This is a genomic window from Mesorhizobium sp. M6A.T.Ce.TU.002.03.1.1, assembly GCF_003997275.1.
GTDB lineage: Bacteria > Pseudomonadota > Alphaproteobacteria > Rhizobiales > Rhizobiaceae > Mesorhizobium > Mesorhizobium mediterraneum.
This window is the reverse complement of sequence record NZ_RZTI01000136.1, coordinates 1-16,290: the sequence shown is the minus strand read 5'-3', so window position 1 is coordinate 16,290 and position 16,290 is coordinate 1. Positions and strand designations below refer to the sequence as shown.

Here is a 16,290-nt window from a genome sequence, read left to right as displayed (position 1 = left end):
GGTTGGCAGCATGCAGTGTCGCGGCGGCGGCTGTCGCCGCCAGTCCATCGAGCAGCACCGGGATCTTCTGCATCCGGGCGGCGAGGATGGCGCCGGCGATCGCCGCGAATTCGCGGCCGCCAACCCGGCGCAACGCTTCGAGCGGGTCCCTGAGACTTGTGCCGTGGAGGACTAGCGCCGCATCGACCACCTCGGCCTTGCGCGCCTGCATCGCCGCATCGGCACCCGATCCGGATCCGACCCAATCGGCACCCTTGCCGCCGAACAGTGCCGCAAACAAAGCCGCTGCTATAGTGGAATTGCCGACGCCGAGGTCGCCAAGGCAAAGCAGATCGGTGCCGCCGGCGACTGCCTCCATGCCGAAGGCCATGGTGGCGGCGCAGCCGCGCTCGTCAAGTGCTGCATCCTCGGTGATGTCGGCGGTCGGAATGTGCAGCGCAAGATCGAACACTTTCAGCCCCAGATCGTTGGCAATGCATATCTGGTTGACCGCAGCACCGCCCGCCGCGCAAAGCTCGACCGCGTTCGCCGTAGCAGCGACAGGCCGCGGCGAAATGCCGTGCCGGGCGACGCCATGATTGCCGGCGAAGATCGCCACCAACGGCCTGTTCACCGCCGGCGGCGCACGGCCGCTCCAGGCGGCGAGCCACGCGGCGATGTCCTCGACGCGGCCGAGCGAATCTTTGGGTTTGTCGGCCTTGGCAAACAACGCACGGACACGGGCTTCGGCCGCCGCGTCGGCCGGCGGCAGGGTCGCCAGAAGATTGCGAAAATCGTCGAAGGGCAGCGCGCTGGTCATGTCGTTGGTGATCATTCCCTGGAGTTGGTGAGCGGCATAGCCGCCTTGCTTCGTAGGCACAACTGCCAGCATTGACGCGAAAGCGGTTGCCGGCGGCGCATTCCGGAGGGCTTGCATTGGCCTTGCCGTTACACCATGTGGAAGCGAGACAAGAGAATATCATGACGGCCATCGAATCCCCATGCATCCTGGTCTGTTCGATCGATATGAAAACCGGCTTCTGCTTCGGGTGCGGCCGCACGCGCGAGGAAATCGGCGCCTGGATCGAGATGACCCCTGAAGTCCGCCGCAGCGTCATGGCCGAGCTGCCGGCCCGACTGGAGATGGTTGAACGCAGACCGCGTCGGGAAACGCGCCGCACCCGCCTCGCGCGCGAACGCGACGCCCTCTCGTGAGCCATATATGAACCGGTTTTTCTGGACTTTGATGATCGTGATCGGGGCCGGCGTGGTCCTGCTCATGCTCAACGATTCCGCCGGCAGCACGTTCGGCGTCGAGAATTACGATTTCAGCCGGCTGATCTGGCTTGGCGCATTGGTCGCGCTCATCGGCGCCGGCCTGCTCAGATCAGGCAGGCCCTTGGGCGCCATGGCCCGCAATCTCGGCACCTGGGTCGTCATCGTGCTCGCATTGATCGCCGGCTATCAGTACCGTTATGAGTTGCAGGATGTCGCCAGCCGGGTAACGGCCGGCCTTGTTCCCGGCAGTCCACTGGCATTGGGGTTGGAAGACGGCCACGCCACCGTGACCCTGGACAAGGCCGGCAATGGCCATTTCGAAGCGCGCATCATGATCAACGGCACGCCGGTCCGGGCCGTGGTCGATACCGGCGCAACCAGCACCGTGCTGACCGCGCAGGACGCGCAAGCGGCTGGGTTCAATCCAGCCGTTCTCAATTTCACCATACCGGTTTCTACCGCCAATGGCATGGCGCGCGCCGCCGCCGTGAGAACCGACGAATTGGCGATCGGCGGGATCGTGCGCAAGGACATGTCGGTCATGATTGCCGCGCCCGGCATGCTCGGCCAGAGCCTGCTCGGCATGAATTTCATCAGCTCGCTGTCCGGTTTTGACGTGCGCGGCGACCGCATGATCTTGCGCGATTGAACAGTCAGGCTGCTTCGGCGCCGCTCAGTGAGTGTTGAGCATCTCGACTGCCTGATCAAACCGGCCTTCCCGTTCCGCCCAGCGCAGGAAGCCTACTCGCTCCACCAGGATCTCTTTCGGCGTCGGCTGCCGACTGAGCAACGCCATCGCCTCGTCAATGAACGCATCGAGCGGCATATACTCCTCGCGGGTCGACTGGCCGGGCGTCAGTTCAGTGCGAACCGCGGGCGGCGCAAGCTCGATCACTTCGACCTTGCCCTTGAGTTGCTCGCGCAACGACACCGTATAGGAATGGATCGCCGCTTTGGTGGCATTGTAGGTCGGCGTGCCACTCAGCGGCACAAAGGCCAGGCCTGACGAGACGTTGACGATCACGGCGTTTTGCCGGGCCGCCAGGTGGTCGATTAGCGCGTTGATGAGCCGGATCGGCCCGAACAAGTTGGTGACGATCGTCTCCTCCGCGTCGCGCAGATCGCGGGTCCTGGTCAGATCTTCGCGGCGCATGATACCGGCATTGTTGATGAGCATGTTGAGTGCCGGGTGTTCGGCGACTACGCGCTTGGCAAATGCTGTGATTGCTTCCGAATCTTCGACATCGCCGACCATCGCGTGCATGCCTTCACGCCCGGCAATCGTCCGCTCGAGCGCCTCCTCGCGCCGTCCGGCGACGATCACAGTGTTTCCAAGCGCATTGAAGCGCAGCGCCAGTTCCCTCCCAATACCGGATCCGCCGCCGGTGATGAGGATCGTGTTTCCCGTCGTTTTCATCGTTCTGTGCTCCATGTATTCCAGCTGCTCGGGATCAAACGACGCCACCGTTTGCAAATACCGTCTGTCCGTTGATCCAGGCGCCGTCCCCGCTGCAGAGCGCCGCGATCGCATCGGCAATGTCGGAAGGCTCGCCTAGCCGCTTGTGTGGCGTGCGAGCGGCGAAGCCGGCGATCTGCTCGGGGGTCTTGCCGTCGGTGAAGAGGGTTGTGTTCACAAGGCCTGGTGCCATGGCGTTCACCGAGATCATGCGGCCTTCAAGTTCCTTGGCGAGTATGTTCGCGTAGAGTTCCTGCGCGGCCTTGGTGGCGGCGTAAGCTCCGTAGGTCGGGCTGCGCAGCTGAGTGATGCTCGAGGACAGCGCGATGATCCGGCCGCCGTCGCGCACGCGCCGCGCCGCCTCGCGCAGCACGTAGAAACTGCCCTTCTGGTTGACGTCGACCATCCGGCTGAAATCGGCGTCGGTCATGTCGCGGAAAGGCGCAAGCCGCATGATGCCGGCATTGCTCACGACAACGTCGACGCCGCCGAACGCGCGCTCGTTTTCCTCGAACAGGCGTTGCACTGCACTGGGATCGCTGACGTCGGCCTGCACCCAGATGGCGCGCCCGCCAGTTGCCTCGATCTCCCGGACTACGCCGGCCGCGAGATCGCGGTTCTTTTCGCAATTCACGGTGACGGCATAGCCGTCACGAGCGAGGCGCCTGGCCGTCGCTGCGCCGATGCCCCGGGAAGAGCCGGTCACCAGGGCGACCTTGCCGCGCGATGCCGGCGCCTGACCGGTCGTTTGCGCGCGGGCGGCCCCGACCGCGAGTGCTACTGGAGCCATGGCGACCACCGCCAGCACGGCTCGTCTCGGCACCTCGTTCTGTCCAGACATTGGGAGTTCCTTTCCTTGTAGCGAACTTGCTTTTGTCGGGACGTTACATACCGCGCGGGCCGGCCAGGAGCTTGCCAACCCATGCGCAAAACTTGCTCGATTCTGCAGCCCACGTGACGTTTGCGCGCGCGGTATGCTAGGTATCGAGCCACGCTACAGGAGAGAGATCACATGGACTCGCTCAAACAGGCCGCTCAGGCTTATGCCAGTCGACATGCCAACAGCGATGGCTTGGCGGTGACGCCTGTGCCGGGTCTCAAGATGATGTACATCGAGTCCCCTTCCGGCGATCTTCATTCAGTCTATCGACCCCTGGTGTGCCTGGTCCTACAGGGCGCCAAGCGCATGACCGTGGGAAGAGAGCAGCAGGTCTTCTCCGCCGGGCAGTCTGTGATCGTGAGCGCGGACATGCCGGTCGTCGGGCGGATCGTGCAGGCGAGCCGGAGCGAACCCTATCTGGCCGTAGCGGTCGAGCTCGAGATGACGATCCTGCGCGAGCTGACGGCGCAACTGGGCAGCGTCCGCCCGCTACGCCCGTCCGAGACACGCACCTTGTTCGCCGAAGACACCGAAGCCGCGGCGCTGGACTGCGCATCGCGGCTGATGAGGCTGCTGGACCGGCCCGATGCGATACCGCTCCTGCGCGACGGAATCATGCATGAGCTGCACTATTGGCTTCTGTCGGGGCCGCACGGCGTCGCCTTGCGGGCACTTGCGGATCCAGAAAGCCACGCGAGCCGCCTCGCCGCGGCCATCGCGATCCTGAGAGCGGAGTACCGATCGCGCGTGTCCGCCGAACGCCTGGCGGCGGCAGCGGCAATGAGCCTCACCGCCTTCCATAAGCATTTCAAACAGATGACATCGCTGACACCGGGACAGTACCAGAAGCGGCTTCGCCTGGTCGAAGCGCGCCGCCTCATGCTGGATGAAGGCCTCTCGGCAAGCAGCTCTGGGTTCGAGGTGGGCTACGAAAGCGCTTCACAATTCACGCGCGACTATGCCCGACTGTTCAAAGCGCCGCCGAAGCGCGACGCCCTTCGCGTCCGGAGCGCAGCACGCGGGATCAGAGAAGAAATGCCGGACGGCGAGCGGGCGCGCGCTGCTTAGCCCGACTTGCCTCAGCTATCGACGGTCCTCTGGATTGCTGAACGGACTGCGTAGACGCGCCGCATGATCTTTCGCGACTGAACAGTCAGGCTGCTTCCGCATCCGCCCTGCCGAAATCGACTGCAGCGAAAGCCGCCTTCAGAACATCCGGTCCAGCGCCGGGCCTTGTCGCGTCAGTGGAAAGGATCTGCCGGTAGCGGCGCGCGCCCGGCAGGCCGTGGAACACCCCGACCATATGACGGGTGACATGACCAAGCCGCCCGCCCCGCTCGATATGGTGCGCCGCATAATCCGCCATGGCGTCGATCAGCGCGACAAAATCGAGCGCGTCGGGTTTGTCGCCGTAAAACGCGGCGTCGACGCCTGCCAGAATGCCCGGCGTGTGATACGCGGTGCGGCCGAGCATAGCGCCGTCGACGTGATCAATGTGGTCGAGCGCTTCTTCAAGAGATTGAATACCGCCATTGATGCCAATGAATTTGTTTTGTTTTCTGGCTTTCAGCCGATAGACCCTGCTGTAGTCGAGCGGCGGGACGTCGCGGTTTTCCTTCGGGCTCAGCCCTTCCAGCCACGCTTTCCGGGCATGCACCCACAGCGCGTCGGCGCCGGCCGCGAAAACGCCGTCCGCCAGCGCGTCGAGCGCCGGCTCAGGATCCTGCTCGTCGACGCCGATCCGGCATTTGACTGTGACGGGGATACTGACGGAAACCTTCATCGCCGCAATGCAGTCAGCGACAAGAACTGGTGCCTTCATCAGGCAGGCACCGAACGTGCCCGACTGGACGCGATCGGACGGGCAGCCGACATTGAGATTGATCTCGTCATAGCCGAAGGCTTCGCCGATGCGCGCCGCCTCGGCAAGCTTCTGCGGATCGGAGCCGCCGAGCTGCAACGCGACTGGATGCTCGGTATCGTCGAAGCCGAGTAAGCGCTCGCGCGCGCCCTGGATGACCGCGTCGGCCACGACCATCTCGGTGTAAAGCAGCGCCCGGCGTGTCAACTGACGATGAAAGAACCGGCAGTGCCGGTCCGTCCAATCCATCATAGGCGCGATGACGAATTTCCTATATTTTTCAATCATTTATCCACAGTTTCCAAACCACACTGAGATTGGACAGACTGACATTGCCGGCCTCTATGATATGTGACTCATTTCATTCTATTTTTCAAAGCGTAACCATCAATGTCACTCAACACCGCTTTTCTGCCCATGGCACGATCTGCGAGAAAGTTTAGCACGTATAATACGGATCGGACTGGCCCAGGGAGATCGATCCGTCCCATCTGATATTGGACAGATCTTCGCGCCTGCCTCGCTTCTCGGCACCGATTCTTTGCCTTACTCTTCGGTCGATAGCACATTGCGCGCGGCATAGAGTTCCGCCATGACATCGGTAATCAGAGCCGAGTTGATGCCGTCTGGCGGCCGCAGGATCAACTCTCGGAAATGGACCGCCGGCTCGAACGGTATCGCGATAATGCCAGCGATCATGCGGTCGGTGATAACGGACGGATTGACCAGGCCGATTCCCATGCCTTTTGCAGCAAGAATTGCGATCGTCAGGCCATAGGGGGTCTGGATCAGGATGCGCGGGCGCACGCCCTGCGCGGCGAAAACTTTGTCCATCGCAACCGCACCGTGTCCTCCGGTGACAATGCCAGGAACGCCTCGTCGGCGAGATCGGTTGGCGTGATCACCGCCTTCTCCGCCAGTCGATGGTTCTTCGGCATCACGCAAACCGCGCGCGGCGTGTTGAAGACGCTGTGGAGTACACCGCTCGTGTCCACCTCGTCAGCGGCGAGCCCGATGTCGAAACTGCCTGATGCCACCAGATCGCGCACCACATTGGAGGTGCGCACCTGATAGCTGATGCGCACCTGCGGATGCTTGCGCGAAAAAGCCACGATGGCGCGCGGCACTAGCCCATGCCCCAGTGCCGACAGGCTGGCCACACGGATCGTCCCCGTGCCCACTTCCTTGATCTGGGCCGCGCGCAGCTTCAGCCGGTCGAGACCGACCAGCTTAGCCTTCACTTCTACATGGAAAAGTTCGCCTGCGCGGGTGGCTACCAGCCGCACTGCGAAGGGTCGGGAAGACAAGGCCAATGCATGCCAGGCCGCGAGTGTGGCATCTGGCGAGGCAGGCTGATGGCCCGCCCCAGCCATCAGCCCCATGCTTTCGAAGTTCGACCGAAGGGAAATCAAAACAACCGAATTTCGAAATCACGACACTAGGGCGTTGTGTCGATTCAGCGCTGGTCTAGCTTCTCCGCAGCCTCCCGCTGCTTCGATTCGATCTCGTCCAGCACTGCTTCTGGCGCAATGTCCCTCTTAATCTCGCCGACTTCTACATCGCTTAAGGCTGGTTTTGCATTCAACCGATCCGCTATCGAATCCACAAGTTCAGTAAGCTTTGTGAGTTCATGCTCCGTCAGCAGGCTCACCTGAAGGTCCAGATCCGCCCGTTTGTCTGCGGCAGCTGACATCCGGTTTTGGCTGATCAGTACAAAGGTCGAGAGGAATATGGCTTCGACGGAAGCTACCATAGCCAATATCACGAATGTCGGATCAAAGGGCGGAGTGATCGGTATCCAGCCCAAGTTCGAGACGATCCAGCCGCCATACACGGCCAAGTGAAGGTACACGAAACGCATACTGCCCGTAAAAGAAGTAATCGCCTGAGCGATTTTCTCTTCCAAAGTTGCATCGCTTGCTTCCTTCGCCCGGCGCTCCTCAATCGCTTTGATATTGCGTTTCAGTGCTTGGCTGAGTTCAGTGGGAGGTGGCGGAGGCAACGTTGGAGAATCCATGGAACACCCGTTGGATAGCTAGCGGTCCTGTCACTCTGGGCAACGTACAAATCATGGGTGTTCGACTTTGTTCCCGACTAGAGCCGTCTAATCATTGGCTCCGCTATTTACCGGGGCCATTTCGGGGTCTTGAGGCTTGGCGCCGCCGGAGCGGCGATCCCGTCCAGGCGGGCATGCGGTATCCCGATGCCAACGCCAACAGCGGTCGGCCGGAGCCGTTCGCGACGAAGGAAAGCGGCCAACACCGCGCCGTGGCTCCTGCCGACCTTCTCCGATAGTCGGGCGGCCATGCCGCTCAGGGCCGTGCGTTTCCGGTCAGCCTGGTCCTGGCCTTGAGCAAACTGCAAACGGTGGTTTGCAGTTTGAACACCCCGGAAACAGCAGCATGACGAGCGCGGTCGCCTACTATCGGGTCTCTACACAGCGGCAAGGACGTTCAGGCTTGGGCATCGAGGCCCAGCGTGCCGCGGTCGCGCGCTTCGCTGATGCCGAGGACATCGTGGTCATCCAGGAGTTCACCGAGGTCGAAACTGGCAAGGGCTCGGACGCCCTGGATCGCCCGCCCGCAACTTGCAGCCGCCCTCGCCTTTGCCCGCCAGACAAAATGCCCGCGGGTCGTGGCCAAGCTCGATCGTCTCTCTCGAGATGTCGCCTTCATCGCCGGACTGATGGTGCAACGGATGCCGTTCATCGTTGCCGAACTCGGCGCCGACGCCGATCCATTCATGCTTCACCTGTATGCGGCGCTGGCCGAGAAGGAGCGTCGATTGATCTCTGAGCGCACCAAAGCCGCCCTCGCCTCACGCAAGACCACTGGGCTAAAACTCGGTAATCCGACCAACACCGCAGAAGCTGCAGCCAGAGGCCGTAAAATCTCGATCCGGGAAGCTGACAGATTTGCCCAGACCGTGCTGCCCATCATCGCCTCCATCCAACGGTCCGGCATCACCAGCCCGCGTGGCCTAGCCATCGCTCTAAATAACCGCGGCGTTCGAACAGCGCGCAATGGCCAATGGCAGGTCTCTAACGCGAGTAACATTTTGGGACGGCAAGCTTCTGCGAACTTCCTTTTATAGGCGGGAACTTGCGGACCAGCATGTCCCCATCGAAGCAGCAGGCCTGCAGCCGCGTAGGATGTGGCTGCACGGTTCTCGTTCCAGGGCTACGGCAACTCCGAAGTACTGCTTCGGAATTTCAAGTAGCCCGGCGACTTCTGCTCAAGCCAAGAAAAGAAATCGGAAAATCTTGGGTTCTCTGGTTTGAGGAAGCCCGCGCTCTTCAGCCCATTTTGTGCAAAAGTAGCGAACACCCTGTTCTGCTTCTTCCCTGGTCACGACAGGTGATCACACAAAGGCAAGTCTTCTTTTCCGACACAAAAGCGAGGCGCCGACAATGTTGGTGCGTCCAAATGGTAGCGTGTTACAGCCATCCGCGTCGCCACTCCCCGCCGATTAATTTGAGACGACAACTGAGATCGACAACCCGCGGAGCTTTACAGCCAAAAGGAAAGCCGGCGGCCCATCTTTCAATGAGCATTGCCTGAACCCGCCGACCTGCGGATTGCCAGTGGCCCCGCGATTCGCAGTTTTGTCGGAACGAAGGCGTGCCGTCTAGCAATGTAGGCGTGTACAGTTCCAGGTGCGGGAGTTTTCGAGACTTTTGCCTTAACTCCGTCGAAGGCAGGTAAATGAATGCTTGCCCGCTACCGGGCGACAGCTCGGCCACTCGCGTTTGTGACTCGCGAGTGAACCATTAGGCCCGGCGGGGCGTTTCTCTGCGAATCCAATACTATTGACGGCACGACCGTGGAGGAATCCAAGCCTCAGCCTGCGCTGCAGAAACAAGACACGCCCGGTGCCTTGGCGAATTTTCCTTATGACCGAATACTTGTCGAACGATTTCGGGAGGCATTTCCGCGAGCGAGGTGGAGCGACGAGCGCAGGAGCTGGTTTGTACCAGGCAAGACGGCAGCCCGTCGGGTCGACCGTTGGCTGGCGCGTGAGGCCGAGTTGCTGGCGGCCCACGCCGACAGCAAGGGACGCGACGCCTATGCGTTCGACCCGATCTCCAGTCCCTATCTCGAGGTTGCCGACGATCTGCGCATTCGGACGCCATATTCGAGGACCGCCCTTCGGGAACTACATGGCATTCCCTGGGCAAGTTGGGACGATGAACTGCGGGCATGGCGCGTGCCGTTTCGGTCCTATGAGGAACTGCGGCGGCGGTGGTCGGCAATCGAAGAGGCTGCCCGACGTAACGAGCCCGAGGAAAGGAAGCGGCGACGCGAGGCTGAGAGGGACTCGGAAGCTCAAAGAACCACGCGGTTGCGATATGCTGAACGCCGCCGCCACCGCTATCCGTTGCCAGCTGAAGACTTGCCTCCGACGGGCCGCCCCGTCGCAACAGAGCAGTACGGTGTTGTCGTCTTTACCGATGTGTCAGGTGAAGTCGTCGAACCGCCAGGATTGGCCGCCTTCTATCCACATGCGATGCGGGCAGACTTCGACTACGTGTGGGGAACGTGGCGCTCGGCGACGCTGACGGAACTCATCAAAACATGGCCCGCTCGTGATGAAGCTGGACCGATGGAGCATTCCCGAGGCTGGTGGCAACCAACGCTTGCCGAACTTAGAGTCGCTCGTCGAAATGCGCGCATGATCGAGCGTCGAAGGCGAAACCGCGATCTCGGTCGAGTGTCATAAAACTCGGAACAGCGGCCCGATCGGCCCGCTCTCTCCGCCAGAGGCGCAGCCTTTCATCTGTTCGAATGGATGTTGTCATCGCCAGCGCTTCCGCTGCCTAAACATCCGATTCTTGCGACCTTAGCTGCGCGCGAATCCACCCGCAGGGTAGAGGAACACATGGCTTGGCCCGAAGTTAGGTTGCCCGAGGAGAAAAAGGATGGCGACGATGGCTTCGCAGCATCGCCGATTTCCGACGTCGGCAGGTATTCTGCTCGGGCTTGGCTTAGGCGGATTCTTTGATGGAATCGTGCTGCATCAGTTGCTTCAGTGGCACCATATAGCGACCAGCGCCGGCTATCCCGACGACAGTGTTGAGAACCTTCGGTTCAACACGCTTCTCGACGGACTGTTCCACGCCGGCACATACGTGTTCGTCGTGCTTGGTCTGATCGTGCTCTGGCGCACCGCGCACAAATCTCATCTCTGGTGGTCGGGAAAGATGTTGCTTGGGACGATGCTCATGGGCTTCGGCATGTTCAACCTGGTCGAGGGGGTAATCGATCACCAGCTTCTCGGCATCCACCATGTCAACGAAACCGTCCCGCAGGACCAGTGGATCTATTGGGACATCGGGTTCCTGATTTGGGGTGCACTGATGCTGATTGGCGGCTTGGCGCTGGCAAGGCGGGGCAAACGGGAGTCGCCAGGCGAGCCTCGCTAGTCCGGCGCCCGGCATTGTCCGCAAGCATCGCGCAACTGCTCGATCCCTTTTTCCTCGCTCGCTGTGGGAACAAATCACGGACAGCGCGGTTCGGGGCGCTTCAGCCATGGAGGGACAAAATGCGCAGAGTGGTGAATGCAGGCATTCCGTGCGCTCTAATCGTTGCGGCCGCCAGCCTCAGCGCACTATCGGATCCACTGCCGCCCGATACAACCTACCGACCATTGCCCGCCCGTCCATTCTCCGCCGTCAAGGCCGACGACGAAGCGCAGAAGCCGCGCGTCATGGCGCGCCAGAGGGCTTTGCTGGAGGAGCGATACGACCTGTCGGATCGCGCGATGCCGGGTACAATGATGTCGGGCGGGATAAAACCTGTCCAGGACGGCGTCCGGGTCAAGCTGGCGAAGGACCAGACCTGGCAGGGCCTGGCGGAGATGAGCCCTGGCGAGATACGTGACCGCAACCTGCTGCCCATCGGTCTTCTGCCGCTGCCCCATGTCAAACAGGCAACCGGAGGACAGGTTTTCCCGGAAGAAGAAATTCGTGAGATCGGCCGGCAGGAGGGGCGCGATCTGAGACGCTTCGATGTCGATTTCGATCTTCCCGATCACCTCACGCCAGAGTTCCCGTCACCGATATTCCTGACCACCCATCCGGAACTGGGCGACGTGTCCCGCGGCGAGCTGCTGACGATCCGCAACTACTACGAAATCATGAACGGCATCATCACGCCGGTTCAGATGGAGGGGCTGCGGCTTCTCCTGACGCCGTTCCCACAGGAGGAATTCAATCAGACCGAGGACCGCAAGGTGGCGGCGCAGAGCCTGGGCGTAACCTGCCTCGATTGCCATGCCAACTTCAACACCAATGCTGCCTTTCATCTGACGCCCGATGTCAGGCCGCAGGCCGCGCGCTTCCGTCTTGACACCACCAGCCTGCGCGGTCTGTTCAACCAGCAGATCCATGGGTCGAAACGGTCGCTGCGCTCGGTCGAGGATTTTACCGAATTCGAGCAGCGCACCGCATACTTCAACGGCGACCATGTCAGCGCGACCAGGAAAGGCGTCCACCTGCCCGATCGTACAAACCAGGTGGCGATGATGGCGCAGATGCAGAACATCATCGATTTTCCGCCGGCGCCGAAGCTCGACCCGTTCGGCCGGCTCGATCCCGCTTTGGCCAGCGGGCAGGAACTGGCGGGTGAGCGCGTGTTCATGGGCAAGGGCCGCTGCGCGCAATGCCATGTCCCGCAAACGTCGTTCATGGACAACAACATGCACGATCTGAAGCTGGAGCGCTTCTATAAGCCGGGGCAGACCTTCAACGACATGGTGGAATTGCCGGACGGACCGATCAAGACGTTTACGCTGCGCGGCATAAAGGACACGCCGCCCTATTTGCATGACGGCCGTCTGATGACACTCGCCGATACGGTGGAGTTCTTCAACCTGGTGCTCGGCACCAAGCTCACCCAAGACGAGAAGAATGACCTCGTTGCCTACATGCTCGCGCTTTGACACAGGCCGACCGGCCCAGGCACATCTTCGATGGAGGTTCTCATGCGTGTTTTTGCAACTGCTTTGGGATTGGCAGTGTTTCCAGCATCGGCTCTCTCGGTATCGCCCCTTTTGGCCCAGATCGGAAACCCAGCCGGCATGGCCCCGGATACCCAGATGAAGGCGCCGGGACAGCCGGCGCCTCATCAGACCAATTATCAGGACCGGCTGTTCACGCAGCTCGCCGCCGCCGGCGGCGCAGCCGAGGTCGAATTCGGCAAGCTCGCGAAAAAGTCCGGCAACTCTGCCGTCACGGCATTTGCCGGCCGCATGGTCGACAACCACTCGGCGGCGAACGCGAGACTGAAATCGCTCGCCGAAACCAATAAGATCCCGCTGCCGGAAGGGCTCGACGAGGAGCACGAGCGGAAACGGACCGAGCTTGAAAAGCTCGACGGGGCGAAATTCGATCTTGCCTATATCAGTGGGCAGATCACCGATCACCAGAAGACGGTGCAGCTGCTTGAATGGGAAATAGGTTCGGGACAGGACGCCGACCTTCAGCATTTCGCCTCGGAGACTTTGCCGACAGTGCTCGAGCATCTGCAATTGGCACGCGACATCAAGGCGGATCTGGCAAGCCAAGCGATCGCCGGCGCCACCTCGGCGCCGACCAAGAAGTAGCCCGCGGGCCGGCAACATCGAGCTGTTTCCTGCATTGTTTCTCGGCCAGTCTCGTCGCGTTTTTCGCGCGGTAACCCTGGTCACCGCCGATGTCCGCCTTCTCGGCATCAACACTGCATCATCGCGCCGGCCGGCGGCAGTGTCGGCATCGGCTTGGCGGTGCCGATTGCAATGGGGTCGCGCGTGATGAAGCAATCCATTGAGTATGGCGAGGTGCGCCGAGAACGGATCGGTGCCGCCATTCAGAACCTGCCGCCCGATCCCGCCTATACGCTCGGCACCGCCGCCAGAGCCTACGTCCCAAGCGCGTGTTCAGCAGGGAGCCTGCGGAACGCGCCGAATAGGCGAGCTGTTGGGCGAAGTCGCCTGGATGACTTTGGCGGGCTGAGCTCGGAAGAAAAGGCGACAGGCTAAGTCCTGGCGTGCTGCAGCCGCCCGCAAGGCGCGGTTTTGCTCGTTTTTGCTCGCCCGGCACTCGAAACACTTGCCTTCGGGCATTCTCACCCTGGAACAAAGAGGGTCCTGCCTTGTTGGGTCGGTAGCATAGTCGTGGACCAGCCACAGTCGTGCATCACCAAACAAGGATAAAGCCGAAGATTCGACACCTTCTTGGCGGCCTAGTTACCGCCACCGCTATCGCCTTCGCCGTACCCTCATTGGCCGCGGACAGCGCACAGGATTTCGTCGACAAAGCTGCTGTCGGTGGAAGGTTCGAAGTCGAATCAAGCCAGAGTGTTCTGAGCAAGCTTGACGACCAGCAGGTCAAGCAATTCGCGCAGAAAATGATCGATGATCATGGTGCGGCCAACGCCAAGCTGGAGAGCGTCGCTGCCGACCAGAAGCTCAAGGTTCCCACGCAACTGGACGCCAAGCACAAGACGGATCTGGAGAAGCTTCAGTCCGCCAAGGCGCCGGTTGATGAGTCCTATGTTGAGATGCAGCGCACAGCACATGCCGACGCCGTCAAACTGTTCGAAAGCTACGCAAACGACGGAGACAATGCGGCCCTAAAGACGTTCGCGAAAGACACGGTGCCCTCGCTTAAGGCGCATCAGCAAATGGTAGAAGACATTGCATCTAAAATGGCTGCCGGGCTTTCCAGTACGAGTTCGACCACACCCGCGGTGAATACAACCGATACCCCGAATACCGGGGGGCTAGTTCCCGGTGCCAACAGCTTCACGGAAGATCAGGCCAGGAGCCGAATCCAGGATGCCGGCTTCTCTGACGTATCTGACCTCAAAAAGGACGACCAAGGCATCTGGCGCGGTCAGGCCATGAAGAACGGAAAGAGCACCGCGGTAGGTTTGGATTATCAAGGCAACATCGTTGCCAGCACCAACTGAACAGACCAGGAGTTGAGCCATGAAAACGGTAACGGGTTTATTGACGATTACGATGACGCAGCCGACGCCGTGGGTGAATTGGAAGCAATGGGCATTCCAAACTCCGACATCAGCATCGTCGCCAACAATGCAACGGGTTGGTACGACGGTGATCGCTCGGAAGCTGCAGAAGATGCGACGGCTGGCGCGGGAATAGGCGCAGTAATCGGCGGCGCAGGAGGATTGCTCACAGGGTTAGGCATCATGGCCATTCCGGGCGTCGGGCCAGTAGTTGCCGCCGGATGGCTCGCTGCTACCGCAGCGGGGGCAGTTGCCGGTGCCGCTGTAGGGGGAGCAACGGGCGGAATTATCGGCGTAATGACAGATGCTGGCGTACCTGAAGCGGATGCCCATGTTTATGCAGAAGGCGTACGTCGTGGCGGCGCTCTTGTAACGGCCAAGGTCGAGGATCAGCTTGTTCCAGATGCCGAACGGATCCTTGAACAGTCCAGGTCGATCGATCTCGCCGAACGTCGCAGTGAATACGAGGCTGGCGGCTGGACCGGCTTTGATCCCTATGCGGAACCATACCCAGCAGAAGACATTGAGCGTAATCGCATCCGCAATGTAGATCGACCTTAGTCGAGGAGCTGAGGTTCCGAGGCTGTAGCAGTTCCGCGGGATCTGTTACGGCTTGTGTTTCGGCTGAGTTGCTTGCCTTCGCCAATTCTTTGGGCTCTTTCGGGGGTTCCATCGGCGGCGGATCCGGGGTGTTTACAACCGGGTCGGTGGCTCGTCCGCGCTCGTTGCCGGTTTTCGATCGGAGCGTTAGGGTCGCGCTGGACGGGCTCTTTCGCCGCTCCTCTCTTTCGGAGTTTCTTTCATTCATGCTCCTCTTGAGCTAGGTGGCTCCTCCCGGCGTTCAACAACGAACGCGATCCGGACTTTTCGTTCGAGCAGATTTACACCCCACTGCCAGCGTGACCCAACGGGAGTACCTCGTCCCGCTCTCATTTGATCAACGCTGCCTGTATATTCAGCGACCACTTCGCCGAAGCTGTTGCGCTGGATATCCACCTTTTGTCCGGCTTCGACCTTGTCGTTGAGTTTGATCAGATGCTCGACAAACCCGCCCTGGGACAGGTGAGGAAAGCACGTTGAGAAGATCGCGATTGGCTAGGGGGTGGATTACAGGACGCATGTTCTGGCGCAACCGCAACTTCCAGAGTGTCGCCGGCTATGTCCGCTTCATGCGATGGCAAAGCTGACCTTAACGGCCTAACGCGGCGCAGTAGCGCAGCCAATTCCAGCTCTCTAGCGAACGATCAGTTCGGCGCGCCCGCTTCGGAATTCGTGCTTGGTAAGAAATGAAACGATCGCTGCAGCGATTTTGCCGCCGCCCTGTTCCGAAGGCTCGATGGCGTTGGCAAAGTCGGCGTCCTTGTCGCAGATAATGCGAAGGTCGATCACTGGAACGCCGCGCCCAGCGGCTGCTCGTGTAATGCAGTCATTGAGGACCGACAGGGCCGTTACCACAATGCGCCTCTCCTCAGAGTTCGGATAACGGACGTCGTAGATCGTACAAACGGCGGTGGGCAGCTTGACGGCCAGAACGGCATCCAGTGTCGACCGATACTCCAGGCAAAACTGCTCTCTTATTTCGGCCAGTCTTAGCAGGGCGTCGGCGACGGACCGAGACGGAGCGTCCAAAACAGAGGAAACGCCGAGCGCGTCGTTACCTCCCATGCTGACCACCAGATGAGTGGCGTCAGCCGGCACACTGTCCAGCTGCTGGCGCACCCCTGCCATGACGCTGCCGTCAACGGCAAGCAGGTCGGCCGACCACCCGATCGGAAGCTGGCGCACCAAATGGGCCAGTACATCTGCTCCGCCGGTCACGTAGGCACGA

Annotated in this window: 17 protein-coding genes and 5 pseudogenes; 12 read left to right on the top strand and 10 right to left on the bottom strand. The window is 60.9% G+C overall.

Going from position 1 to position 16,290, the window contains the following annotated elements; genetic code table 11:
• Positions 1 to 799, bottom strand: a 799-nt coding sequence (locus tag EOC93_RS27930) for a nicotinate-nucleotide--dimethylbenzimidazole phosphoribosyltransferase (protein WP_127206227.1), incomplete at its 3' end; no start/stop codon positions are given.
• Between the two features lie 161 nt (positions 800 to 960).
• On the opposite strand from EOC93_RS27930, the gene EOC93_RS27925 reads away from it, so the two are divergent.
• Positions 961 to 1,194 (top strand): DUF1289 domain-containing protein, encoded by a 234-nt coding sequence (locus EOC93_RS27925; protein WP_164547208.1) that lies wholly within the window; start codon positions 961 to 963, stop codon positions 1,192 to 1,194.
• A 7-nt stretch (positions 1,195 to 1,201) separates the two neighbouring features.
• Positions 1,202 to 1,906 carry a TIGR02281 family clan AA aspartic protease gene (locus EOC93_RS27920; RefSeq protein ID WP_095486873.1) on the top strand — a complete coding sequence of 235 codons (705 nt, stop codon included), beginning with the start codon at positions 1,202 to 1,204 and terminating at the stop codon, positions 1,904 to 1,906.
• Positions 1,907 to 1,930: 24 nt separating this feature from the next.
• Here the strand turns inward: EOC93_RS27920 and EOC93_RS27915 are convergent, their stop codons facing one another.
• Together EOC93_RS27915 and EOC93_RS27910 are read right to left on the bottom strand one after the other, a co-directional pair.
• Positions 1,931 to 2,674 (bottom strand): SDR family oxidoreductase, encoded by a 744-nt coding sequence (locus EOC93_RS27915; protein WP_095486929.1) that lies wholly within the window; start codon positions 2,672 to 2,674, stop codon positions 1,931 to 1,933.
• 34 nt (positions 2,675 to 2,708) lie between these two features.
• Positions 2,709 to 3,554, bottom strand: a complete 846-nt coding sequence (locus EOC93_RS27910) for an SDR family oxidoreductase (RefSeq protein ID WP_095486875.1) — start codon at positions 3,552 to 3,554, stop codon at positions 2,709 to 2,711.
• 171 nt (positions 3,555 to 3,725) lie between these two features.
• Here EOC93_RS27910 and EOC93_RS27905 point away from each other — a divergent pair, with 171 nt between their 5' ends.
• A complete protein-coding gene (locus EOC93_RS27905; RefSeq protein ID WP_127206225.1) occupies positions 3,726 to 4,661 on the top strand; it encodes an AraC family transcriptional regulator in 936 nt (311 codons plus the stop codon).
• An 85-nt stretch (positions 4,662 to 4,746) separates the two neighbouring features.
• Here the strand turns inward: EOC93_RS27905 and dusA are convergent, their stop codons facing one another.
• From dusA to EOC93_RS27880, 4 genes and pseudogenes are all read right to left on the bottom strand, one after another.
• Positions 4,747 to 5,739 (bottom strand): tRNA dihydrouridine(20/20a) synthase DusA, encoded by a 993-nt coding sequence (dusA, locus tag EOC93_RS27900; protein WP_095486931.1) that lies wholly within the window; start codon positions 5,737 to 5,739, stop codon positions 4,747 to 4,749.
• A gap of 261 nt (positions 5,740 to 6,000) precedes the next feature.
• A pseudogene (locus EOC93_RS27890) lies at positions 6,001 to 6,827 on the bottom strand (LysR substrate-binding domain-containing protein).
• Positions 6,828 to 6,910: 83 nt separating this feature from the next.
• Complete coding sequence (locus EOC93_RS27885) at positions 6,911 to 7,471, bottom strand: DUF1003 domain-containing protein (RefSeq protein ID WP_095486883.1); 561 nt, start codon at positions 7,469 to 7,471, stop codon at positions 6,911 to 6,913.
• Between the two features lie 107 nt (positions 7,472 to 7,578).
• The gene (locus EOC93_RS27880; RefSeq protein ID WP_095486885.1) at positions 7,579 to 7,818 is read right to left on the bottom strand and encodes a PTS sugar transporter subunit IIA; all 240 of its coding nucleotides are present in this window, start codon (positions 7,816 to 7,818) and stop codon (positions 7,579 to 7,581) included.
• Between the two features lie 38 nt (positions 7,819 to 7,856).
• Here EOC93_RS27880 and EOC93_RS35605 point away from each other — a divergent pair.
• Positions 7,857 to 7,958, top strand: a pseudogene (locus tag EOC93_RS35605) (resolvase); the annotation flags it as partial.
• Here the strand turns inward: EOC93_RS35605 and EOC93_RS35600 are convergent.
• Positions 7,908 to 8,096 carry a hypothetical protein gene (locus EOC93_RS35600; RefSeq protein WP_342587112.1) on the bottom strand — a complete coding sequence of 63 codons (189 nt, stop codon included), beginning with the start codon at positions 8,094 to 8,096 and terminating at the stop codon, positions 7,908 to 7,910. The pseudogene EOC93_RS35605 and the gene EOC93_RS35600 overlap by 51 nt on opposite strands.
• Here EOC93_RS35600 and EOC93_RS27875 point away from each other — a divergent pair.
• The 8 genes and pseudogenes from EOC93_RS27875 (at position 8,089) to EOC93_RS27840 (ending at position 15,023) form a co-directional block, all read left to right on the top strand.
• A complete protein-coding gene (locus EOC93_RS27875) occupies positions 8,089 to 8,547 on the top strand; it encodes a recombinase family protein (RefSeq protein WP_292502941.1) in 459 nt (152 codons plus the stop codon). The genes EOC93_RS35600 and EOC93_RS27875 overlap by 8 nt on opposite strands.
• A 729-nt stretch (positions 8,548 to 9,276) precedes the next feature.
• On the top strand, positions 9,277 to 10,173 hold the full coding sequence (locus EOC93_RS27870; RefSeq protein WP_245461561.1) for a hypothetical protein: 897 nt from the start codon (positions 9,277 to 9,279) through the stop codon (positions 10,171 to 10,173).
• Between the two features lie 199 nt (positions 10,174 to 10,372).
• Positions 10,373 to 10,876 carry a DUF2243 domain-containing protein gene (locus tag EOC93_RS27865; RefSeq protein WP_095486887.1) on the top strand — a complete coding sequence of 168 codons (504 nt, stop codon included), beginning with the start codon at positions 10,373 to 10,375 and terminating at the stop codon, positions 10,874 to 10,876.
• 119 nt (positions 10,877 to 10,995) lie between these two features.
• Positions 10,996 to 12,393 (top strand): cytochrome B6, encoded by a 1,398-nt coding sequence (locus tag EOC93_RS27860; protein WP_095486889.1) that lies wholly within the window; start codon positions 10,996 to 10,998, stop codon positions 12,391 to 12,393.
• Positions 12,394 to 12,531: 138 nt separating this feature from the next.
• On the top strand, positions 12,532 to 13,056 hold the full coding sequence (locus EOC93_RS27855; RefSeq protein ID WP_245461560.1) for a DUF4142 domain-containing protein: 525 nt from the start codon (positions 12,532 to 12,534) through the stop codon (positions 13,054 to 13,056).
• Positions 13,057 to 13,132: 76 nt separating this feature from the next.
• Positions 13,133 to 13,323: pseudogene (locus EOC93_RS35040) on the top strand (serine endoprotease DegQ); the annotation flags it as partial.
• A gap of 299 nt (positions 13,324 to 13,622) precedes the next feature.
• A complete protein-coding gene (locus EOC93_RS27845; protein WP_245329960.1) occupies positions 13,623 to 14,402 on the top strand; it encodes a DUF4142 domain-containing protein in 780 nt (259 codons plus the stop codon).
• A gap of 19 nt (positions 14,403 to 14,421) precedes the next feature.
• A pseudogene (locus EOC93_RS27840) lies at positions 14,422 to 15,023 on the top strand (hypothetical protein).
• Between the two features lie 387 nt (positions 15,024 to 15,410).
• Here EOC93_RS27840 and EOC93_RS35035 read toward each other — a convergent pair.
• Positions 15,411 to 15,554 (bottom strand): annotated as a pseudogene (locus tag EOC93_RS35035) (peptidase M14); the annotation flags it as partial.
• A gap of 141 nt (positions 15,555 to 15,695) precedes the next feature.
• Positions 15,696 to 16,290, bottom strand: a 595-nt coding sequence (locus EOC93_RS27830; RefSeq protein ID WP_127206222.1) for a GDSL-type esterase/lipase family protein, incomplete at its 5' end; no start/stop codon positions are given.